The sequence below is a fragment of the Ekhidna sp. genome, assembly GCF_963691765.1.
In the GTDB taxonomy this organism is placed as follows: Bacteria; Bacteroidota; Bacteroidia; order Cytophagales; family Cyclobacteriaceae; genus Ekhidna.
The window spans coordinates 3,525,841-3,549,218 of sequence record NZ_OY829375.1 but is presented as its reverse complement, the minus strand read 5'-3'; the positions used below and the strand labels follow the sequence as shown (position 1 = coordinate 3,549,218).

The 23,378-nt window shown below is 37.5% G+C and carries 24 protein-coding genes; 17 read left to right on the top strand and 7 right to left on the bottom strand.

Translation table 11 applies throughout. From position 1 onward, the window contains the following. Positions 1-70: 70 nt before the first annotated feature. Entirely contained in the window at positions 71-727 is a 657-nt protein-coding gene (locus ACY650_RS16000) for a hypothetical protein (protein WP_462248886.1), read from the top strand. 47 nt (positions 728-774) lie between these two features. Further along, entirely contained in the window at positions 775-1,347 is a 573-nt protein-coding gene (locus ACY650_RS15995; protein WP_462248884.1) for a Crp/Fnr family transcriptional regulator, read from the top strand. Between the two features lie 881 nt (positions 1,348-2,228). Here ACY650_RS15995 and ACY650_RS15990 read toward each other — a convergent pair. Continuing rightward, positions 2,229-2,513 (bottom strand): hypothetical protein, encoded by a 285-nt coding sequence (locus ACY650_RS15990; protein ID WP_462254415.1) that lies wholly within the window; start codon positions 2,511-2,513, stop codon positions 2,229-2,231. A 363-nt stretch (positions 2,514-2,876) separates the two neighbouring features. Here ACY650_RS15990 and ACY650_RS15985 point away from each other — a divergent pair, with 363 nt between their 5' ends. From ACY650_RS15985 to ACY650_RS15975, 3 genes are all read left to right on the top strand, one after another. Next, positions 2,877-4,022: an alpha-hydroxy acid oxidase gene (locus ACY650_RS15985; protein WP_462248882.1), complete on the top strand. Its 1,146-nt coding sequence runs from the start codon at positions 2,877-2,879 to the stop codon at positions 4,020-4,022. A 1-nt stretch (position 4,023) separates the two neighbouring features. Beyond that, a complete protein-coding gene (locus tag ACY650_RS15980) occupies positions 4,024-4,797 on the top strand; it encodes a CPBP family glutamic-type intramembrane protease (RefSeq protein ID WP_462248880.1) in 774 nt (257 codons plus the stop codon). A gap of 165 nt (positions 4,798-4,962) precedes the next feature. Next, on the top strand, positions 4,963-6,609 hold the full coding sequence (locus ACY650_RS15975; protein ID WP_462248878.1) for a serine hydrolase: 1,647 nt from the start codon (positions 4,963-4,965) through the stop codon (positions 6,607-6,609). 137 nt (positions 6,610-6,746) lie between these two features. Here the strand turns inward: ACY650_RS15975 and ACY650_RS15970 are convergent, their stop codons facing one another. After that, entirely contained in the window at positions 6,747-7,271 is a 525-nt protein-coding gene (locus ACY650_RS15970) for a fatty acid desaturase CarF family protein (protein ID WP_462248876.1), read from the bottom strand. Positions 7,272-7,537: 266 nt separating this feature from the next. Between ACY650_RS15970 and ACY650_RS15965 the strand changes: the two genes are divergently transcribed. The 9 genes from ACY650_RS15965 (at position 7,538) to ACY650_RS15925 (ending at position 15,027) form a co-directional block, all read left to right on the top strand. Next, positions 7,538-8,629 (top strand): alpha/beta hydrolase family protein, encoded by a 1,092-nt coding sequence (locus ACY650_RS15965; protein ID WP_462248874.1) that lies wholly within the window; start codon positions 7,538-7,540, stop codon positions 8,627-8,629. Next, the gene (locus ACY650_RS15960; protein ID WP_462248872.1) at positions 8,630-9,091 is read left to right on the top strand and encodes a GNAT family N-acetyltransferase; all 462 of its coding nucleotides are present in this window, start codon (positions 8,630-8,632) and stop codon (positions 9,089-9,091) included. It abuts the gene before it with no gap. A gap of 63 nt (positions 9,092-9,154) precedes the next feature. Then, positions 9,155-10,099, top strand: a complete 945-nt coding sequence (locus ACY650_RS15955; RefSeq protein ID WP_462248870.1) for an alpha/beta hydrolase — start codon at positions 9,155-9,157, stop codon at positions 10,097-10,099. 126 nt (positions 10,100-10,225) lie between these two features. Further along, a complete protein-coding gene (locus ACY650_RS15950; protein ID WP_462248868.1) occupies positions 10,226-10,807 on the top strand; it encodes a helix-turn-helix domain-containing protein in 582 nt (193 codons plus the stop codon). 72 nt (positions 10,808-10,879) lie between these two features. Next, on the top strand, positions 10,880-11,701 hold the full coding sequence (locus ACY650_RS15945; protein ID WP_462248866.1) for an alpha/beta hydrolase: 822 nt from the start codon (positions 10,880-10,882) through the stop codon (positions 11,699-11,701). 93 nt (positions 11,702-11,794) lie between these two features. Next, positions 11,795-12,961, top strand: a complete 1,167-nt coding sequence (locus tag ACY650_RS15940; protein WP_462248864.1) for a metallophosphoesterase — start codon at positions 11,795-11,797, stop codon at positions 12,959-12,961. A 73-nt stretch (positions 12,962-13,034) separates the two neighbouring features. Continuing rightward, positions 13,035-13,547 (top strand): ClbS/DfsB family four-helix bundle protein, encoded by a 513-nt coding sequence (locus tag ACY650_RS15935; protein WP_462248862.1) that lies wholly within the window; start codon positions 13,035-13,037, stop codon positions 13,545-13,547. A 63-nt stretch (positions 13,548-13,610) separates the two neighbouring features. After that, positions 13,611-14,246: a TlpA family protein disulfide reductase gene (locus ACY650_RS15930; protein WP_462248860.1), complete on the top strand. Its 636-nt coding sequence runs from the start codon at positions 13,611-13,613 to the stop codon at positions 14,244-14,246. Between the two features lie 10 nt (positions 14,247-14,256). Further along, on the top strand, positions 14,257-15,027 hold the full coding sequence (locus ACY650_RS15925; protein ID WP_462248858.1) for a nuclear transport factor 2 family protein: 771 nt from the start codon (positions 14,257-14,259) through the stop codon (positions 15,025-15,027). 2 nt (positions 15,028-15,029) lie between these two features. On the opposite strand, the gene ACY650_RS15920 is transcribed toward ACY650_RS15925, so the two are convergent. Further along, positions 15,030-15,590, bottom strand: a complete 561-nt coding sequence (locus tag ACY650_RS15920; protein WP_462248856.1) for a DUF3109 family protein — start codon at positions 15,588-15,590, stop codon at positions 15,030-15,032. A gap of 117 nt (positions 15,591-15,707) precedes the next feature. On the opposite strand from ACY650_RS15920, the gene ACY650_RS15915 reads away from it, so the two are divergent. Further along, positions 15,708-16,277: a YceI family protein gene (locus tag ACY650_RS15915; protein WP_462248854.1), complete on the top strand. Its 570-nt coding sequence runs from the start codon at positions 15,708-15,710 to the stop codon at positions 16,275-16,277. 60 nt (positions 16,278-16,337) lie between these two features. On the opposite strand, the gene ACY650_RS15910 is transcribed toward ACY650_RS15915, so the two are convergent. The 3 genes from ACY650_RS15910 to ACY650_RS15900 form a co-directional block, all read right to left on the bottom strand. Beyond that, entirely contained in the window at positions 16,338-16,778 is a 441-nt protein-coding gene (locus ACY650_RS15910) for an N-acetyltransferase family protein (RefSeq protein WP_462248852.1), read from the bottom strand. After that, positions 16,772-17,164, bottom strand: coding sequence for a rhodanese-like domain-containing protein (locus tag ACY650_RS15905; protein WP_462248850.1), 393 nt, complete (start codon positions 17,162-17,164; stop codon positions 16,772-16,774). The genes ACY650_RS15910 and ACY650_RS15905 overlap by 7 nt, the downstream gene beginning before the upstream one ends. 109 nt (positions 17,165-17,273) lie before the next feature. Further along, positions 17,274-19,772, bottom strand: coding sequence for a tetratricopeptide repeat-containing sensor histidine kinase (locus ACY650_RS15900; protein ID WP_462248848.1), 2,499 nt, complete (start codon positions 19,770-19,772; stop codon positions 17,274-17,276). A gap of 207 nt (positions 19,773-19,979) precedes the next feature. Between ACY650_RS15900 and ACY650_RS15895 the strand changes: the two genes are divergently transcribed. Together ACY650_RS15895 and ACY650_RS15890 are read left to right on the top strand one after the other, a co-directional pair. Continuing rightward, positions 19,980-20,837, top strand: coding sequence for a response regulator (locus ACY650_RS15895; protein ID WP_462248846.1), 858 nt, complete (start codon positions 19,980-19,982; stop codon positions 20,835-20,837). Between the two features lie 76 nt (positions 20,838-20,913). Further along, entirely contained in the window at positions 20,914-21,978 is a 1,065-nt protein-coding gene (locus ACY650_RS15890) for a PorP/SprF family type IX secretion system membrane protein (RefSeq protein ID WP_462248844.1), read from the top strand. On the opposite strand, the gene ACY650_RS15885 is transcribed toward ACY650_RS15890, so the two are convergent. Further along, entirely contained in the window at positions 21,975-23,375 is a 1,401-nt protein-coding gene (locus tag ACY650_RS15885) for a DUF5106 domain-containing protein (RefSeq protein WP_462248842.1), read from the bottom strand. The two genes, ACY650_RS15890 and ACY650_RS15885, sit on opposite strands and share 4 nt — an antisense overlap. Positions 23,376-23,378 lie beyond the last annotated feature (3 nt).

The window sequence follows — 23,378 nt, the reverse complement described above, 5'->3', positions numbered from 1 at the left end:
GCTCTACAAACTAGCGGGCCAGCTTAAAAACTATGTTACTGAAAATGAAAACTGGTTTAGCGGTGAAGCCGTGCTGGCCAACGGAGAATCATTAAGTGGGGAGTTTAATTACAATTTCATCACGGGAATACTAAGTCATAGAACACAAAACAATTCAACTCCCTATTCTGCTAGAACGATCAGGAAATTTGTTCTAAGAAATAATGATTTGATAGAAAAAAAATTCTACTCAATTCCTTTTGAAATTGATAAACCAAACAGAAAGCAACCAATATTTTTTGAAGTTATCTATCAAAAAGAAAATGTAGCTATTCTCTCCAGGCACGGATATGACTACAAAGAGAGAGGAGTTGGAAACACAGACCCTAATGGGGTTTATGTTCGTGCCGGCACTCAAACTAGAGAACGCATAACTGAGTTTATCTATTTAGCTGATGATAAAGGAAATATTTTTTTATACGCAAAGGCTAAGAAAGACAAATACAAGACGTTTCAATTGGATTCAGGATTTGGCAGAAAAAATGATTCTCCGCAAAACTCTTATTCTGAGAGTAAAACAAACAGGACTTCTGAACTTAAGTACAAGATCACTGATAGTGATGCAATTAGCCTCCTAACTAAATCACACTATTACAAATTGAAGAAATACATCAAACAGAAAGATTTAGATCTAAAAACAATCAAAGGACTTACAACTCTATTTAATTATTACACCTCGATCAACTAATACAGCCACTAAACATTACAATTTCATCAATAAACTTCCTTTGCCAATTGAATCTTGACTTTGCATTTGAGCGCTTTGATAAAATCATTTCTCTTAATGATGAAGAGAAAGGTAGGTTCCAAGAATTAGTTGAGATTTTGGAAGTCGATAGGAAAACAAAAATTCTAAATGTAGGACAAATTTGCAGGTATGAATTTTTTGTTTTGTCTGGATGTATAAGAACGTTTTACTATGATGAAGATTTAAACGAACACACTACCATGTTTGCTCCAGAAGGATGGTGGACTGGGAACTTAAAAAGCTTCGTTCGTGAGACACCTTCAGAACACTTTTTAGAAAGTATTGAAAAGTCTACCCTAATCAGATTAAATAAAAATTCCTTAGAAGAACTCTATATACTGATCCCGAAATTTGAAAGGTACTTTCGGGTCTTACTTCAAAACAGACTCTTGGCAACTCAAGATCGCATAAACAATCATCTTTCTTTTAGTGCTGATGAACGTTATAAGAAATTCCTTAAAGCATATCCTAATCTGATTCAACGTGTACCTCTCAAACACATTGCATCCTATCTTGGGATTACCCCAACTTATCTAAGTAGATTAAGAGCCCGAAGATAGAAACATTTATTTCTTGCACTAGTACGATTTTTTTAACTGGCATATTAGCGTCTTTTGTTCTCAAATATTTGAGCTATTATGAAAAGAGTAATTTTTACTAATCTATTTATTCTTATCACCCTAATCAGTAACGCCCAGAAAGAGAGTATCACTAAAGAGTGGCAAAACACCTGGACATATACGTATTTGAAGGCAAAGCCAGATCAAAGGTCGAACCTTAAGGAATTTCTGGTGAAGAATTGGTTCGCCATGGATAGTATAGCTGTTCAAAGAGGATTGTTCAACGATTATCAACTCCTGGAAAACAGTGATTTATCCAATGAAGCTGAATGGGATTACATAGTAGCGGTAGAATATTATACTAAGGGAACTTATCAAGACATCCAAGCTGAATGGATAAAAGTCAGAAACAATCATAAGACGGTACTAATAAATGGACTTTCATTTCCCGAACTCGGTGGAGTTATTAAATCAGATGTGTTCGCAAAGACTTCATATGCTAAGGAGGATATGTGCGAGGGAGCTAAATATGATATACTAAAGCCGTTTATTGGTCAATGGCATGAGTATTTGGTAGAAGGAGATCAAGAAAGCCTTTATGGAAACTTGTCAATCAGAATTTCATCAGAAAGTTGTTCTTTATCAAAAGAATTTTCGATGCTTACTTCTTCTTTTAGTTATGAGACATTAGGCTATTTTGATTCGTCTAGTGGTACTTGGAAAGAGACTTATACATTTAGCAATGGAGGCTATGCAATATATGAATGGAAAAAGCTCAATGAAGAAGTTGTAATGGAACTTTTAGAATCTTCATTTTCCACAGAACTACTTAGACGCAATAGGTGGACAAATGTTAGTGAAAACACCTTTCAAATCATTTCTCAAGAATCCAGCAATGCAAGTGCAGAGTTAACTTCTTCACTATTTCGAGCTAAAATCATTCGATCAGCATTTCGTGAGACTATCGACTCAAGTGAGTCAATCTCCAGCATTGCCATTTTATATGGATCAACCTGACTACCTGGGCACCACACAGAGAAAAACTGAACATCCAAGCCACTTTCAATCTGTCTGTTTAAATCAAGATGCGTGATTCCCTGTAGGTTAGTACTGAAATCAAGTTTTTTATTGCCTAAGTAATTCTCAAAGACTGGATCAACTAGCATGTACAAGAAATCGTTGTGACCATCGATGACAATTGCCTCATTATGAATTTGTTGAAAAGACTTTTGTTCACTGGACTGACTTTCTATGTTTTCTTTTTGTGCACATGAAATAAACATGAAGAGAAAAAGAATCGCATAGATATGGCTGAAGTTTCTAATCATACCATCAAGTTACATGACATAGGCTAAAGCTACAATTGGGTCTAACTTATGGTAGAAGGCTGGAATTATCTTTTAATCACATACTAATTGCAATTTCAATGTCTCTTGATTTAGCTAGCTTTAAAGTAAGCTCACTACTCATTTATGAGACCTGAAGATAAAGTATCAGAAAATCGTAGACTGTTAATAAAGTTTTTTGCCATGAGCCCCCTCTTGGCATTTTCTGAATTTTCTCATGGTCGATTTCTTAGTGATGAACAAGATCCATTAATCACTAAAGCGTCTCAAGCATTGAATGTTTTTGATTTCAAAAGAGTCGCCAAGGAAAAATTATCCACAGCTCATTATGGATACCTTGAAACCGGAGTTTTAGATAATTGGACGCTTCTTGAAAACGAGAAAGCCTTCCAGCGAATCAAACTAAAAATGCGACGGCTAATCGGAGCTGTTGAGGTTGACACCTCCACAAGTCTATTTGGTGAGAGTTGGTCATCTCCAATCATGCTCTGTCCTTGCGGCAGTCAAAAGGCATTTCATTCTGAAGGAGAAATTGCGACAGCTCGAGCAGCAAAATCTCAAAATACCATGCAGGTATTGTCTACGATGAGTACCTCGTCTATTGAAGATGTAGTGACAGCAAAAGGATCACCGGTATGGTTTCAGCTCTATCCATCGCTCGTTTGGGAAGACACTGCTAAAATGGTTATGCGCGCTAAAGCGTCTGGTTCAAAAGCACTTGTATTGACCGTAGACTCGGACTACACTGACAAAAGAGAAACCTATTCGAAAGCAGCAAGCTTAGATAAAACCAATTGTCAGACATGTCATGGCAAAAGAACACTGACAAACTTCCTCAAGACCAAACCGATGATTAGGGATCTGGATAATCAATTTCAGCTCAATAAAAATTTGACTTGGGATTACATCAAAAGACTGCAGGATTTGGTCGATATGAAAATCATACTCAAGGGCATAGTCAGTAAGGAGGATGCACAAATTGCACTGGAACATGGAGTCGACGGAATCATCGTTTCCAATCATGGAGGAAGAGTTTCTGAAAGTGGGATAGCTGCAATAGATAGCCTCTCTGAGGTAGCTGAAGCTGTAAATGGTAGCATCCCAGTAATGATGGATGGTGGGATCAGACGGGGGAAAGATGTTTTCAAGGCTATCGCTAAAGGAGCAAGCATGGTTGGTATCGGCCGCCCTTACCTGTGGGGGTTAAGCGCTTTTGGGCAAGAAGGCGTCGAAATGGTCTTGAAACTGCTTACTGCTGAGCTGAAGTTAGCAATGCAGCAGACGGGAGTTCAATCAATTTTAGAAATTAACGGTTCACAATTACGATAAGATGGCAGCTGATAAGAAAGTCCAACTAATTCAATTTTTCATGATCGCTTTTGCAATTGCGTGGGCAGTATGGATTCCAATTTATTTGGAATTGATACCCGAAGCACTTGTGCCATTAGGATTTCTAGGGCCGATAGCTTCTGCAACAGTTCTTACCATTAGAGATTCTGGTAAAAAAGGACTGAAAGAGCTTTATGGAGGATTGATAAGATTCAACGCTAAACCAAAATGGTTTCTTGCATTGTTAACACCAGCTATTGTAGTTTCATTAACTCATTTGATCTTTTCAGCAAGGTTTGGTTATAACTCATTTCTCGGTATTGATAAGATTATTATTAATTACGTGATAATCTCCATATTTCTAATACTAGAAGAAGTTGGTTGGAGAGGTTACGCTCTGCCAAGATTATTGACATCCAAAACAGCTTTAAATGCATCACTAATTCTAGGTTTAATATGGGCTATTTGGCATTTCCCATTTTGGACGATTGTGCCTATTGAAGGTGCCCCTGAGCCATTTTATATTTTTTACATCACAGGAACCTTAGGAGCAATCGCCATGGCAGTTATTATCACGTGGATATATAATAACACCAAACAAAGTCTTGCAATGGCAACCATGTGTCATGCAAGTTTCAATGCGACGATTGGAGCAATAACTTTTGACAAATCGGTAGCTATTTATCATAACTTAATTTTTGTTGTTCTTGCTATCTCAACCATGACCCTGTTGATATTTTTATTCGGTTCTAAGAGTTTGTCATCAAATTCTTAGAACCAATCAGTATTATGAATCAATCCTTAGTAAAGAAGAAAAATTAATACACTCAATTAATAGGTGAATCAAAACCAATCCATGAAATATCTCATAAGAAATGATAAAAATTGAATACCAATCACCAAATCACCATACCTTAACCTTCATCCTAATCTCACTACATTGAAAAGACTATTCATCATCCAGCTATTGGTATTAATAACCTTGAGTCTTTTTGGACAGGATAAGACCGATGAGTTTTTTACCAATCTTATTAAGTCAAACAACATTCCGGGAATTTCTGTAGTCATCATCGATGACGGTAAAGTCATTTATAGCAATGGTCTGGGAGTTAGATCCAACGACTCCCAAGAAACCGTAGATACCGAAACAGTTTTTTCTGCGGCCTCTTTAAGCAAACAAGTATTTGCATACGCTGCACTAAAACTAGCCGAATCGGGTGATTTCGACTTAGACAGACCACTCCATAAATACCTAGAATATGAAGATCTAATGCATGACGACAGGTATAAACTTATCACTGCTCGAATGATACTAAGCCACTCTAGTGGACTCCCAAATTGGCGAAGAGGAAAATTGAAACTGCAATTCGATCCAGGCAAACAATTTTCATACTCAGGCGAAGGTTTTGTGTATCTAGGAAAAGCTATCGAAAATCACCTTCCAAAGGAGATTGAAGAAGTAATCCAAGAGTTAGTGTTTGATCCTCTAAAAATGAGCAACTCAAGTTTTATCTGGCAGGAAAGATTTGAAGCAAACTACGCTCCACCTCATGATTTTTTAGGTACGTCAATACCTAAGAGAAAGAGTCAAAGGCATAATCTGGCTGCGTCTCTACAAACTACCTCGGAAGATTATTCCAAGTTGATTTTAGCGATGCTCAATGCGTCGGATTTAAAAAGAGGTACAATTAAGGAAGCCTTTTCTGCACAAGTTGAACTTTCAGATTGGAATGGCTTGAGTTGGGGTCTTGGATGGGGCATCCAGCAAACGGAAAAAGGAAAAGCTGTTTGGCAATGGGGAGATAACGGCACATACAAGGCATTCACCATGACTTACCTAAATTCTAAAAAAGGAATTGTATATCTCACAAACAGTCAAAATGGGTTAAGGATAGTGCCAGAGGTAGTACAATACGTGTTTGATGACGAATGTCCGGCTTTTGAGATGATGGATTACAGTACCGAAGATCAACCTCATCAAGCTTTATTGAAAAGCATATTGGAATCTGGTTATGAAAAAGGAGCTATTGAATATCTCGTTGAGAACAAGAAGCACCATGATACAACATTGATCAGTGAAAATCAGATGAGGAGAATTGGCTATCGACTTCTCAGAGAAGGTAGATTTGATGACGCAAAAAAGGCATACCTCTCTAATTTAACTGCTTTTGATTCTTACGATTCCTATGTGAATTATGCAGATTGCCTACTAAAATCTGGAGACCATGACGAAGCAAAGAGCTACTATAAGAAAGCGCAAGATTTAAAACCAACTGAAGAAAGAATCAACACGGTACTAGCTCAATTGGAGCCTGATGGCATTGAAGCTAATGTTACATTCAAACTGCGTCAGACAAACTACATGTTTTCCAACCTGATCACAATTGCAGGAGATTTCAATGATTGGAATACCTTATCTCATCCATTTATCAAGAAAAATGGAGAATGGGTTTGCAAATTAAAATTGGATCCTGGTAGATACCATTACAAATTTGTAATAGACGGTGTATGGACGCTTGATCCTGAGAATCCAAATGCTGAGCTCGATGAAAATGATAACATAAATTCAATTCTGGTTGTGGAATAAACCCACTGATGATTAAAACCATTATATACCGAACCCACTTTATACTTCTGACAATTGGTGTTTAGCCTAGCCTTATTAGATCACCATTGGAAAAAATGGAATTTTCTTCCAAGTTCTTAATAAGTGAGACTTGTGCTTCAAAACAACATTGGCAGGGTAAGCATGCAAATCAAAACGGCAAGGAAGACTATGTTCCACCCATGACTTGTTCTTCCAAAAACTTTCACTAAGAAGTTCACCATAAAATTGGACCATCCATTCATCATGCAGAAGTTACGGTCATAAACATTGTTATGATGTTTTGCATGTGTTTTAGCACTCAAGACCAGTCCGGTATTTTGTAGAAGAATAACAAACTTAGGAAGCATGTTTTTAGGAGTGTGAGCCCATCGATGACTCATTTGCATCAAATGCAATGAAACTGCAAGTGACAAGTAAGCGAAATAGACGACTGGCTGATTGATAAACAGAATGATGAAGAATATCAGAGTCAAAGGGAGATGCATCACATATAGGTGATTGTACAATTTCATTTCATAGATTTCCTTTGGTCTCCGATGATGACTATGGAATCCCCAAGCCAGGGAATGAAGTATTTTAACATCCAAGGACCTTTCATTATCTAAAATGACATGCAAAATGCCACTGATAAAATCAGTCATAAGATAAATGAAGACAAAAGTGAAGATAGCTGTATAAAAGTCGATTGGGTTTTGTGAAAACTTGTAAACACAAAACGGGATTAACAGCACCAATAACCACGAGTAAATTTGATTATGCTTCATCTCTGATAATCGTAAATATACAAAGGTAAATTGTATGAAATCCAGGATTAAATTTCACTGGTTATATTTCAATTCTTAGAGCTAACTTGGATTATTAAATGTTAGTGCGTTACACTTACAGAGCATAGAATCAACCAAAACAAATGAAATTATTCTTACATCTGCTCCTACCAGCGATTACAATTAGTGTTTTAACAGCACAGTTAAAGCCAAGACCTCAAGAGCCTGAAAAACCATATCCCTACTTATCTGAGAATGTATCTTTCCATAATTCAGAAGCTGGCATTACCCTCTCTGGTACACTGACACTACCAGTAAATGAAGAGAGTTTCCCAGTTGCAATTCTTATTTCGGGAAGCAGTCCTCACAATCGAAATGAAGAAATAGCAGGACACAAACCATTCCTAGTGATTGCTGATCATCTTACTAGAAATGGAATTGGAGTTTTGAGGTACGATGATAGAGGTGTTGGACAGTCGGAAGGTGAGTATGAAATTGCTGGATACGCTGATCGAGCGAGTGATGTGAAAAGTGCTGTAGCATTTTTAAAAACTTATAAACGGATCAACCCCAATAAAATTGGATTGATAGGACACAGTGAAGGAGGCTTGATTGCCCCATTAGTAGCTTCCAATTCGACAGACATTAGTTTCATAATCATGTTGGCAGCTCCTGCCCTTCCTGGCAGTGATATTATGCTATTGCAAACAGAATTTAGCAACAAAGCTCAAGGGTTAAGTGATGCTAAAACACAAGTAGAATTAGCCTTTCTGAAAACCATATTTGATGATGTCAGTCAATCGACTGATCTAAAAAAGACGAAATCCAGTTTATCTGAAAAATTGAAAGCCAACAAAGAGGCTTTGCCTGAGGATATCAGCGCTGATAACTTAGATGGAATTTTAGAAACATTTACAGCTCCTTGGTTTCAGAAGATCATTACATACGATCCAAGAACAACTTTGATGGAAGTTAAGTGTCCTGTCTTGGCCTTGAATGGATCTAAAGACTTACAGATTCCCTTTGAAGCTAATCTTAGCGCAATAGAAAAAGCACTGAAAGATGGTGGCAATAGCAATGCTACTGTCAAGAAACTTGAAGGACTGAATCATTTGTTTCAAGAAGCTCAAACAGGAATGGCAGATGAATTTGCTACTATTGATCAGACCTTCTCTCCATTAGCTTTGAAGGAGATGACTACTTGGGTTCATTCAAATATTTTATTTAAAAAATGAATGAATGATTTAATTCAAAAGGCTACTCCTAAGGACTCAGAAGAACTGAGCAATCTGACGTTCAAGTCGAAGGCGCATTGGGGATATTCCAAAGACCAAATGGAAAAATGGCGCGAAGACCTACAGGTTTCAAAGGATTATATCCAAAACAATGAAGTCTACCTCTTAAAAGACGGAAGCCAGATAATAGGATACTATTCATACTTCAAAAATTCAGATTCTACTGTTAAACTAGACAACATTTTCATTGATCCAGATCATATGGGTCGTGGACTGGGCTCGGTGTTAATGAATGATTTTATTGCCAGAATAAATAAGCTTCATGTATCAACAATCACCCTAGACGCTGAACCACATGCTGAGAAGTTTTACGAAAAATTCGGATTTAGTACCATTGATCAATTGAAAAGTTCAATTCCTGACCGATACCTACCCGTTATGGAATTGAAGTTGAATGATTAAGTATCTATTAGGCTTACAAGAGTCACTTGGCACCCTTATTGATTCAAGTACCGAAAAATTCAGATGACCAAAATTATTCTAACCACTCTCCTTCTATTTTTATTTGCCATTGGCTCAAATGCTCAGAATCCGGTCAAGACTCATGAGGGAGTCCAAATAGGTGGAATTAAACAGTGGATAGGTGCAATTGCAAATGATGACTCAAAACCATTATTGCTATTTATCCATGGAGGTCCCGGATTTTCATCAAGGGCCTATTCAAAAAAATTCATTAAACAGCTTAAAAAACACTTCATTATAGCTCAATGGGACCAACGTGGAAGTGGAATAACTGAAGCATGGAATGACTCCAATAATCCGATCTCTTTGGGTGTGATGCATTCAGATACAAAAGAGGTAATTGACTACCTATTGAAGAAGTTTAAAAAAGATAAACTCTTTTTAGTGGGCTTTTCATGGGGAGGCTTCTTAGGCCTTGATTATGCCAACCAATACCCTGAAAAACTACATGCTTATATCTCTGTAAGTGCTATGATCAATGGTGACGAATCAGAACGCACAACGTTAGCATCTATTCGTGAAGAGGCAGAATTGGAAAAGAACAGCCAGGCCATCACAGAAATATCGCAAATAAACGTTCCATTTGATTCTTGGGAACAACTATATTTTCAAAGAAAATGGTCAGCTTATTACTCTGGAGATAAAGCCTCTCAAAAAGCCTATCCCAGAAGATTATTTCAAGAATGGTCTGATAAATGGATGTCTATTTTTCTGGAAGCATCCTCTGTAAATTATAATGAATCTGTTCCCGAACTTAATTGCCCTGTCTACTTCTTTTTAAGTAAAAATGATCTGGTCGCTAACTATCATGTCTCCACTCAGTACGTTAATAACTTAGTTGCACCAAGTAAAGAGGTAGTTTGGTTTTCGGAATCTACTCATGAAATACCCAGTCAAGAACCCAAAAAATTCAGTCAAGAATTGATAAAATTGGTTCATACTAAGTAATAGTTCATCTTATCATAAAGGATGTGTATTGATCCCATACGTTATTGATTAACCAAGTATCATTAAAACCAATCTAAGATTCAATTAATATCAGCTTTGGAAATAGCTGCTAAGCCCTAATTTTGAATGGTTTTGAATCTCGGAGAACAAATAGCTAAATATCGTAAAGAGCGTGGTTACTCACAGGATGAGCTATCGCAATATTCTGGAATATCTCTACGAACTATCCAGCGAATAGAGAAAGGAAGCGTTCAGCCAAGAGGATACACGCTTAGGGCTTTATCAGAAACACTCAAGATTGAAATTTCTGAATTAGAGCAAGAATCTTCTCCGTCCAATATAGAAGTTGAAAAAAAGGCTCGAACGTTAAACTCGTTAGGTTTACTCGTATTGATTTTTCCATTGGTGAGTATTGTTATTCAGTTTTTTTACTGGACCAAACACAAGCAGCTACTTTCTAACCATGTACCATCAAAGAAGGTATTGAGCTTCCAAATTCTATGGATCATTGCTGTTGTAATCACGATGAGTCTTATCCACATCCTCACCTACCTACTTACTGGCCAGAGCGTTTATGGACATTTTCCTATCAGAATGTTGGCATATGTTCTTTTACTCATCGCAAACATTTGCATCATTTTCTATGGTGCTATCAAGATGAATCAAAATGCTACCAAGTTTCTATCTGGAGTACCTGCTTTAGTCTAGTGACATTGAAATGACGCTGAAATGGCGTAACCAGTTTAATTTTTGCCACCGTAATTGCAGTGAAAAAATCAGATGAAAAAATCACTCATTACCATATTGGTTACTATGCTCATCACAAGCATTGCTGTATTGACAATTTTCGAAATTATTGCACAAAATAAGCAGCTCGAAGCTGATGTATTGGAAACCATAGATTCCGAAATCTTAGAAGAGCAAAGAAATTTATTAATCCACCTTCCTACTCAATTTGATCCATCTAAAACTTATCCCGTCATGTATGTACTCGATGGATCTTCTCAAGATTTTCGAATTGCTGGAATCGCTGAAATACTGAGTAGAGCAGGAGTCATTAATGATATGATCATTATTGGAATACCTAATACCGATAGAAATCGTGATCTCACCCCACACTATATATTCCAAAAAACAGACGGAGAAAGACTTGGAGAAGGAGATCAATTTTTAAAGTTTCTGGTTAATGAAGTCATTCCATTTATTGAATCACAATATCCAACAAATGGATATCGAATGCTAGCCGGCCATTCAAGAGGAGGGCTATTTACGTTTTACGCATATCTTGAGCAGCCAGAAGTATTTGACGCCCTGTTTTGTTTCAGTCCTTCCTTTTGGCGCGACAATACCATCATCTTTGAAAAGTCTCAGCAATTTTATTCAGCAGACAGAGAAGAACATCCTTTCATTTACATGAGTTTAGGTACTGAGGAAAATGAAAAAATGAAAAGATCGTTTGACGAGGTAACCAAGTTCTTAGACCAAAGAATACCAGATAATTTCATCCATTCATATACACACGGCGCAAACCATGGAAACAATCTTTATTATTCCACTCCTGGTGCCTTAAAGAAATGGAATGAATTCAATAAGGGCCGTTAGTCCCCTCCTTTTTTCGAATTCAAGCGAATAGAATGTAACAATATTGCTATTATCGTCATCTAAAAATTAACAATCGAAATATGAGTATCAACAATGAGAAAGGCATTTAAGTATCTATCATTCGCATTAATCCTCATACTAAGTCTTTCAGCGATCTGGTTTAGATTCATTGTAGATGAAAACAATGAATTCAAAAACTCAACCATATTCGAGCATTATCAAAGTATTTCAACGGATGGCCCTCACATTCTGTACAATGGTGATTCATTACGTATGATTCGCGTTGAGAAAAATGAAAATAATTTTGATGTAATCGATATTCAAACTACTAGAGAAAAATTCTCAAATTCATTTAGTGTCAACACATACGAGCCAGATAAAAGTCAACCTATTTCGTTTGAAGTAATCCTTAAGAATAACTTGGAAGTTTCAAAATCCACATTTCCAGATGCTGATTCAATACTGGTTATTTCAGATATCGAAGGAAATTTTTACGCTTTCCACAAATTATTAAAGGCTAACAATGTAATTGATGAAAAATGCAATTGGATGTTTGGGAAGGGTCATTTAGTTCTAGTCGGAGACTTTGTAGATCGAGGGCTAAATGTTACGCAATGTTTATGGCTCGCATATAAACTTGAACAACAAGCCATCGAACAAGGAGGCAATGTTCACTTTATTATTGGCAATCATGAAATATTGAATTTGCAAGGAAAATTGTATCACGTCCGATCGAAGTATAAGAATCTAGCCAAGAAACTTAAGTTGGACTACTCGAAAGATCTTTATGGTATAAATAGTGAACTGGGAAGATGGATCAGATCAAAAAATAGTTTAATCAAGATCGGTGATTTACTATTTACACATGCTGGAATTAGTCGGGAATTTCTAGACTTGAAGCTTTCCATCGAAACTACCAACCAGGTAATTAGAGATAATATTGACGGCAAAATGCAAGACTCAATTAGCCTAACAGTTACGGGTATCAATGGTCCATATTGGACAAGAAAAATGGGGCATGATTCAAATGAAGAAACTGTTGAAATTCTTAAAGAGGCAATGGAGTTTTACAACTTCAAAACACTCATAATTGGTCATTCTACTGTGCCGGATTTGTATCAGCACTTTGACAATTCATTGATCAATGTTGACGTGCATTTCCCTTTCAAGGATTCTGACTTAGAAAGAGGAAAAGCCTTATTCATTGAAAACAACATCAGGTATAAAGTCGATGATTTAGGAAACAGGTCTAAAATCTGAATTATTTTGAGAATATCTTCATCGTTCATTGGCCTTTCAAAGTAACTTGTAAATTAAAGCACGACGATACTCATTGGCGATCCCGATAAACAAAGAAGAACTCATTTCCGCAATAGAAATCAATTACGATAAGCTTCATGTTGAGCTAGAAGATATCCCAGTTGAACTAGTCCATTCCAAAACTCTAGAAGGGCATGCTAAAGGGACTAAAATGAGTGTTTCGGATCTTGTTGCCTACCTTATAGGTTGGGGAGAACTCGTATTAAAATGGAATCGTAAAATTAGCAATGGAGAAGAAGTAGATTTCCCAGAAACAGGCTATAAATGGAATGAGTTGGGACAGCTTGCCTCCAAGTTCTATGGAGATTATGAAAATCTAAACTTCAATTCACGTCTGTCTAAGCTGGAAAAAACCAAAGATGAAATTCTAAAACTTATAGGTCGTACTACAAACAGCGATCTCTATGAAAAACCTTGGTATAATAAATGGACCCAAGGCAGAATGATACAACTAAATACCTCTTCGCCATTTAGAAATGCTAGAAATCGATTAAGAAAGTGGAAAAAACTAAATGATGAAAATTAGCGAACTTACCGTTGTTCTCAACTGTACAATAGATTTATTCGAAGGTTATTAACAAGCGTAATAATGAAAGTTAAGTTTCTGATTTATAATGTCTTATTTACCACTGCACTCCTTTCATTTAGTCAATATAAACATCCATCAAAAAATAGAGATGAACTTAACCAGCGAATCAAAGAACATAGAGAACAGTACAAAATAAATCCACCTAAATCTAAGACTGAAGAGATTTTAAGGGCCGAAAACTTAACGGGTCTAGCGCTTGGTACAGCTTTTCCCAAATTAAACTACAGATCTACAAATGATGAACATTTTAAATTCGATTCGCTATACGGCAAATTAGTAGTCGTAAATTTTTGGTTCGTAGGATGCGTAGGATGCAAGCTTGAAGAAGATAACCTAAAAAAATTGGTTCAACATTTTTCTGGAAACAGGGACATTAAATTTATTGGTTTGTCTAGGTCTGACTTGGAAAAAACAAGTAATTATTTAAATAAGCATGGAGATTTTGGCTATGAGGTTTTATGTGTAGACGATAGCAAAGTGTATGACCAGGCGTTTAATATATTAACGTTCCCTTCTCATATGATTTTAGACGATGAAGGATTCGTTATTAAGAATTTCACACTCCCAATATACGATCAAGAAGTTCTAGAAGCTTACATCAAAGAGTTAGAATCTTTATTATCAAACCTTGACTGAAACCTCACCAATGAATATCAAACAGCTACTAGTACTATTCGCATTCTTATTTTTAGGGTCATCAGGCTTTGCTCAACAATCCGGCGAGCTATACGATGCAATATTCAAGGTGGATAGTTTGATGATTTCGACCGCACAGCGAGATTGTGATCTTGAGAGCTATGAATCTTTCCTTGCTGATGATTTTGAGTACTTCCATGATAAAGGTGGATTTACTCCTTCTAAGGAAGCGGAAATGGCAGATATGGCCATTTTTTGTGGCAAAGAGCAACGAACGAGGCAACCGTTGCGAAGAGAATTGATAAAAAGTTCTTTGGAAGTGTATCCAATGGATAATTATGGTGCACTCGAATTCTGCGATCACCTTTTCTATCTTCAAATAAATGATGGGACCGAAAAATTGATTGGTTCAGGAAAAATGACAGCCATATGGAAATTTGAAAATGATGAATGGAAAGTGACGCGAATAATAAGTTATGATCATCAGCCTTTAGCAGAGATCGAACTTGCGCCTGAGGTTTTGCAGCAATATGCAGGAGACTATGAGCTACCAGACAGAATAGTAAATATTGTAACCGAAGAAAAGCTATTGAGAGTAACAGATATCAATGATGGTAAACCAGGATGGACTAAAAACCTGTTCCCTGAAACAGAGAATACCTTCTATTTGAATTACGAAAATGTTGTTTACGAATTCCTCAAAAAGGATGCTAAGGTGACAACACTTAATATCTATGAAAACGGCAAAATCATTGAAGAGGCCAAGCGTATGATTGAATGATATCACTTACTAACCTTCTCTTCCAACTCACTATACCAAGCTTCACCATATTTACGAATCAAGGCCTCTTTAAGAAATTTATAAACAGGTACCTTGAGCTCTTTTCCTAAATCACAGGCCGGTGAGCATATTTGCCATCTATCATAATTGAGCGCCTCGAACTCTGGAAGCTTAGCAACTCTTATTGGATATAAGTGGCAAGAAATAGGCTTTTTAAAATCTGTCTTCCCCTCTTTATAAGCCTGCTCAATGCTACACTTTAATACTTTATCAGTATCGTAAAAAGCAAAAGCACATTCCTTCCCATCAATTGTAGTAGTTGATAAATCACCATCTTCATCTAGAAGATAGCCACCCTCCTTCTCAAGGACCTCAATTGCTTCTTTACTCAAGTAGGGCTTTACCAGGTCAATGACTTTATCAATTTCTTCTAGTTCATCTTCTAGCAGCGGTGCACCAAGATCACCTTCCACACAGCATGCTCCTTTGCATTTAGTTAAATCGCAGACGAAAGCCTCTTCAATCACATCATCAGAAATCAACGTTTTTCCTACTTCAATCATGTTTTTAAAATTTTCTTCAAAATTATGGAACAATTTCAGACTTGAGGCGTTATTTGCTTGTACATTATATGTACATACATTTAATTTGAGAAGAACTAAAAACTTAACACAAGAACCATGATTAAAGCATTTATCATCTTCGCAGCTCTGCTAGGTACAGAAGCGAAAGAAAACTACAAGGTAAGTACTGATGACAGTTCAGTAGAATGGGTAGGAAAAAAAGTAACAGGACAACACAACGGTATCATTTCTCTTCAAGGTGGAAGATTGGAGATGGAGAACGGTCAGCTTGTTGGCGGAATTTTCACAATGGACATGACTACCATTGATGTACAAGACCTTTCGGGCGACTCTAAAGGTAATCTAGAGGGTCACTTAAAGTCTGATGATTTCTTCGGAGTGGAAAAATATCCAACTGCAACTTTCGTAATTACAAAGGCAGTTCCTCAAGGTCCTGGCAAGTATAAGATTGTCGGAAACATTACAATCAAGGGAAAAACTGAAGAAATTCAATTTCCTGCAACTGTGGAAGAAAAAGACGGAAATATCGTTGCAAACGCAGATTTATCAATAGACAGATCAAAATTTGACATCAAATATGGCTCTGGAAGCTTCTTTGATAACCTCGGTGATAAAACAATTTATGACAATTTTGACTTAAGTATAAGTCTGGTTGCAAATAAGTAATAAAGACATTAGTAGTGATTAGGTGATTGGGCCGATCCGAATACTCGGACGGCCCTTTTTTTATGTCCAGAAAAATCGCTCTTTGTCTTTAGCAGATGCACCAAGCTTCTTGTAGAACTTTATGGCTCGCTCGTTAAATTTCGGGGTCTGCCATTGCACCTGAAAGCAGTCGTTTTGATACGCATAAGATTTAACCGCATTCATCAATTCTGATCCCAGTCCTGCCCCTCTATCCTCCTCTCTCAAAAAAATGCAGTCCAGATAAAGATAGTAGTCTGCATCCCAGGTAGAATACTGCCGGATATATGTTGCATACCCAACCAGCTTCCCCTGTTCCTCTACTATGAGACATTTTAGATCTTGATCAGCTCCGAATAATTTCTGTGCGATTCGATCCTTTTTACCTGTTGGATCATATTCAGATTTTTCATATTCCGCATGTAAAGCGCAGAGTTCGATTATCTGATCGACATCATCTTTGATAGCCTCACGAATCAACATGCACACTGTATCTGAGCTCCAGCAGTAGCTTCATTACCTTCCGTTGCGTATCCATCAAACTTCCACCATTCTATTCCACCAATCAGCTCCTTTACATTAAATCCGAGTTTAGCCAAATTGAGTGCTCCTTTAGTGGAGGCGTTACACCCAATACCGTCACAATAACACACATAGACTTTGGATTTGTCTAGATGCGAGGTATTCGCAGCAGTCATTTCTCGATGTGGCAAATTGATTGCATTAGGAATATGCTCACGTTCATATCCAAAAGCCTGTCTGGCATCCACAACAACAAGATTTGTATCTGTTTCTAAGCCAGCATACAAATCTGAGGGATCCATTTCATACTTTAGTTTGTCTTCATAGTACTTGATTTGCTCATTCATAGTGATATTCAATTATGGTTTAGCAAACCTATGAAGAGACCTAGAGGCCATATAGGTATTTGGATGAGAAGAATTTTCACTCTGGATGAATGATTTTCATCCAAGTGAGTTATTCGAGCATTTCAACAAGTTGTTGATACTGATCTTTATTTGCATATTGAACTGCACTGCGTAGTTGTTCAGCCCAATCACCTTGTAAACCAAGCTTATCGATCTCATCAAGGATAGGCATAATTGCTCCCACGTTATAAACTTTCAGATCTTTTAATTGACCTGAATACGATTTTAAGACGCCTAAGTCTGATTCAGTAATTAACTCCTGAACAGCTTCTTCCATCACCAACGCTTTCCCAGCAAGCTCCTCAACATCAAGAGCTATGGTAAAAGTGGAACCTTGTCCTTTATCAGATGAAACAGAGATTTTTCCCCCATGAGCTTCAGCCACCATTTTGCAAAAAGTGAGCCCCAAACCAGTAGATGGAGCCATTCCTGACTTCTTAGCTTCACTTTGATAAAATTTCTCAAACAAGTATTGCTGATCATCTTTAGGGATACCTATTCCTTTATCGGAGACACTGAGCAACACTTGCTGCGCTCCTTGCTGCTCATTAACAACGGCACTAAAGGTAATCGTCTCATTGGAAGGACTGAATTTAATTGCATTCGAAAGCAAATTCACCAGAACACGAATCATAAGATCTTGATCAACTCGTAAATAGACATCCTCTGAGATGTCCGATTCCAATTTTATCGATTTATCATGTAATAGCAGTTCTACTGATAGATGTGCCTCTTTGATCAAATCAGAAATCAAGACTTTTTCGAAGTTCAATATCGGATTGGTCTGTTCGAATTTTTCAACATCTAACATATTGGTAATCAACCGCAAAACTGCTTCACCAGCTCTAGAGATATCCGCCCCTATTTTCTTTTCAAGCTTACCCGATAATCCAATGATTGAGTTCAGCGGATTTTTAATGTCATGGGCGATCATACTGGTCATGCCTTGCTTAAACTCTGACAAATCCTTGAGGTCTTTGTTTGATTGGGCCAGCTCATTTGATTTTTCTTGTATGATTTTATTGTCTCTGTTTTTACGTCTATACGAATAGACTGCTAGTATAAAGAGCAGCACAAACGCCCCACTTATTGCTAAATACATAACTTGTAAATCTCGCTGCCTTTGAACTTCGCCTTCAAGAATCAGGGTTTCTTTTTCCTGATCTGCTACCAACTTCTGTTTTTCCTGATCATACAAGAATTTAGCTTCCAACTCAGAGATTTTCTCAATATTACTCGTATTGTATATGGAGTCTGCAAAAGACTTAAGCTGAACATGCGCATTTAGCGCCGCTTTATAGTTACCTAACTTATTCTGGACTTTATAAATGCCTTCATAAGCACTCGTAATTGCTTTGACGTTGTCCGCTCCTTTAGCATAACCTAAGGCCTCGTTGTAATAACTTAAAGCCGACTGATACTTCTTTTTATCGAAAGCGATATCTCCCAATGCTACGGTTGCGGACGATCTTACGCGATATTCATTCGTCTGCTCAGAGTAATCTCTAGATTTATTCAAATACCACATGGCACTGTCTTGTTTTCCATCGGCGTACATCAATTCACCCATTCCAAAATAGGGTGCATACATAGGGTCAATTACCTGACGAGCCTCTCCCTCATTGATTGCCTTTCGAAAGAAATATTCAGCTGAGTCCGCATTATCTAGCGCACTGTAGACCATACCAACATTTCTCAAAATCTGTACTACATCAAACCCTCTAGCGGTTTCTAAATTGAGTTTCGTTAGGTTCCAGCTTTTGATAAAATACTCCTTTGCCTTGTTATCGTTTCCCTGATTACCATAGGCTGCTGCTATGTTATTATAAGTGCCATTAATTGTGGCTGTGTCATTGTTTGAAAGTGCAAGTGCAAGCGATTGCAAGTAAACATCCACTGCTCTCGCATACTGACCTGTGTTGTCATAAATGATAGCCCTTACATTCATAATGTGTGGATCAACCCTATATGTTTCAGCGGAATCTACATAGCTCAGTGCCTTTTCAACATTCCCGATTCTATTGTGAAAAAATGCCAAATTTTTATAGGCATCCAGTATCATCGTTTCTTCTCTTGGAATAGTCTCATCTAGCAGCTCTATTGCTTTCCTGAAATAGATATCAATCGAATCTTTGAATTCATTCTTAAAGTAGGAAAAATGATAGCCCAACTCATAAAATGATTCTGCTCTACCGTATCTGTGATCCAATGCTTCAGCAAGCTTCCTCCCTTCGTGTATGTAGTGCAGACTGGAATCTAAATCTACCTTAGGAGGATAAGAGTATGTCCAACCTCGAGTGAGAAGCGCACGAATAAGCGGTGCTCGATTCTCTGCTTGATTGCCAATCTTAATTGCACTGTATAGCTCCTCTTCAAACAAATCGTATTGTCCTTGCCCACGATAAGAAAGAGCTAGCTCAACCTTTGCTCGGACCTGATCGTCCAAACTTCCGGTCTCTGCAACCACCTTCAAACTATCCATCCAAGGATTTTGAGCGAATACACTGAATGATAAGAATATGAGTGAGAATTTAATGAGTAGCTTCATGGTAATTTTGGCTTGGCTGAACTTTAATTTAGAACAAAATACGCCACTTATCAATGGATGATATTATTCTAATTGTATTTGAGTAAAGTAAAACATTGCATCAATTCGTATTAGAGGAAGTTGGTTGACTATTTGTTGACACGAATAGTAGATAAAATTGCTAAATCCGTGGATAGGGTTTAGTTTTAGATCAATCCTACCACATTGATGAACGAAGAGATAAAGGACATACGAATACTGATAGCTGATGACGAGTATAGCAATGTAGAACTCGTACTTTCTATTATCGATGAACGAATCAAAGAAGTCTTTTATGCTCCCAATGGTAAAGTAGCTGTAGAACTCGCCCAAGAAGAAAAACCTGATATTATTTTAATGGATTGGGAAATGCCTGAAATGAATGGCATCGAAGCAATTAAGGCGATTAAAGAAACTGAATCCATTGCGCATATTCCAATAATCGTTGCCACGGGTTTAAAAACATCTGATGAAAACCTCATGGAAGCTCTTGATGTAGGTGCGGTTGATTTTTTAAGAAAGCCATATAGTGTTGTTGAATTTAAAGCCAGAATAGAATCCTCAATACGAATACAAAAACAGCATGAAGCTATTCAGAGGATGCTACAAGAGTCCATTGAGCAAAAGCAACGCGAACTCACGAGTATGGCTACTTTAGATTTTCAAAAAAGTGCGCTTCTCAATGAACTTCTAGAGCAAGTTGGCCGACTGGATCGTATCACCAATTTTGTTTATGCCACAGATATTAAAGACATTCAAAAGCAGCTTAAATCTCAACTTGATTTAGATAAAAGTTGGGATAGTTTTAAAACACACTTTGAAGAGACTCATACTGGGTTCTTTAATAAATTGAATGAAGCATTCGATTCCCTTAGCGTGAACGAGCGTAAGCTTTGTGCATATATCAAAATGGGTATGGGTAACTTCGAAATATGCCAGATGACCGGCTCTTCTGATGCTGCACTAAGGAAGGCAATAAATAGGTTGAAAAAGAAACTCAACCTTGGAGCTAAAGATGACATTCGTAAGTTCCTTTTTGACTTTTGATGTCCACTGATTGTCAACAAATCTCACATTTTGAAGTCTGATATACACCTAAGTTTAAGGTGACAATCAGCATTATATGAAACGACTAAAACCTCACCAGTTTAGTGTTGAGATAATGAGTAGTTTGAAGCTACTATTTGTTATCGCATTCTGTTGGACCTACCCCAGCAAGGTCTCCGCTCAGGATATCCATTTTACTCAATTTTACATGCAACCACTTACGGTGAACCCTGCGCTTGGAGGTGATTACATCGGAGGATTGCGAGCATCATTCATCAATAGAAGACAGTGGGGACAATTGGGAGTTCCGGTAGAAACACTGGCTGCTGGATTGGAACAAAAACTGTGGCTCAACGGAGACTATCTGGTGCTTGGAGGATTATTCATCAGTGATAAAGCAAGCCAAGTTGGGTATGTGACTACCAGAGGATATTTTTCTTCCACCTATATCAAAAACATTTCGAAACATTCCATCGGAATGGGTATTCAAGTTGGCTTTAGCAGGAATTCATTGGATCCGAACCAAACCTTTCCCTCTCAATTCAATGGATCGACGGGAACATTCGACAGTGGATTGGATAACAATGAACCTCTTGGGGCACTGGATAGAAACTACCTTGATATTAATGTAGGAGTCTTCTGGAAAACCATTTACAAAGACCGATATCGGTTTAAAACAGGCTTTAGTGTTTCCCACGTTAACATGCCAAATGAAGCTTTCACGGACAATGTTGAGCGAATACCGATGCGATTCCTATTGCATCACTCTACGGAAATCATTGTTAATCCCAATTGGTCGTTCATCTCGCAAACACAATTGATGTATACCGGAAGAGCCAAAGAATTCATTACGAATGCAATTGCTAAACGTAAATTTTCAGAAGTAATATCCGTTTTAGGAGGGATTGGATATAGAGGATATGTTATCAATAGCGATGCAGCCATCCTGCTTTTAGGCATGAGCTATCATTATTTCGATATTGGCGTGAGCTACGACTGGAACGTTTCTGACCTAAGCCGAGATTCATCACAAAAGACCACTGTAGAAATTACGCTTGGCGTTCGAACACCTCCCGGAAAGAAGAAACCCATATTGTATAAAAAGAATAAGCCTTGCCCTATTTACGTGAATCAAAGTTAGTTGGGCTGATATTGTTCAAGGACTTCTCTGAGTTGTGCAGCTTTAATTTTCTTAGCAATGATCTCCTTTTTCCTATTCAAAACATAGATTGTAGGGGTTGTATAGGCGTCATAAACATCATTATAGTTCAATCCATAGGTACGAGTGCCGTTGGTATTTGTCCAATTTTCAAGCCCTACTTCCTTTATGTAATTGTCCATCTTTACCATTGAAGTATCGGCAGATACAGAGTACACCCCAACATCGAACGCGGTTGTATCCACAAAGGCTTTCAGCACCGGTGTCTCTTTCTTGCAATGCCCACAATCCGGATCATAAAAATAGATGACCGTAAACTCATTTTTCATGTCATGTAGCGCCTTAGGCCCTTCATTGAGGTCCTGCAAAATGAGGTTCGGAGCTACCATACCAACTAAGCTATTACGGTACTGATCCGCTTTTTCTTTTAAATTTTTCTTTAGCTGATCATTGGCCCAAAAATCCATTTCTCCTGTAAGAAAATAGTTATCGACGATGTGAACATACACCTCATCCATTCCCATTATTTTAGAAGATTGATACTTCAGAGTAAGGTGCCATACCAAATATTGATAGGTCACATCATCATTTTTAGAGGCAGCAATCACTTTATCCACTGCAACTATCGCTGAATCTGGTATTGGGTTGGTGAGATTGTCTAAGTATTCATCAACCTTGGTTTTGTATAGAGAGCTTGGGAGTCTTAAAAGGACAGGGTTACCTAAATCGAAATTATCCCAAAAATGTGCTCTGTAATATTCAAATTGCCTTTTTCTATCAGCACTCTTTAATTCGTCAGGAATTTGGATTTGATTACCAGATTTAAAGAGTGTAGCCAATATAGATTGAGGATATTTCTCTATTACCTCTTTTTGATTGTCTGATATTCGAGTGTTTATATCATCAACTTTAGCCTTTGCCTCATTCTTTTGCAGCTCCGTTGAGGAGTCATCTTGTAGCACTGAGATATAGGGTTCCCCCTCCTGCCTCATCTCAAGATTTAATTTCATGTTGTCAAAAAACAACTGATTATCAATATCCCCAGCAACCTTCAGTGAGCTTACAAGCTCCGTTTCGGAGGCAGCAATTTCAAAGGTCTGATCATCCCCAATGACCAAATCAAACATCAGTGTCGTACTCTTTGCGATAAAATACATGCCTTTGTCTAAGGGCTCAGTTCCTGAAAAAGTGTATTGTCCCTCTCCTATATATTTTGCTGTATCTGACACATACGTGCTTCCATCCATGTAATATCCAAGAAACAGATCTATTCCATCCAGCTCTTCAATCTTCAAATCAATCTTATACGCCTGACTATAGGAATTCAGTGATGCTATCAAGCAAACCACTACGGCGAACAGTTGGAGGATATTTTTCATCCG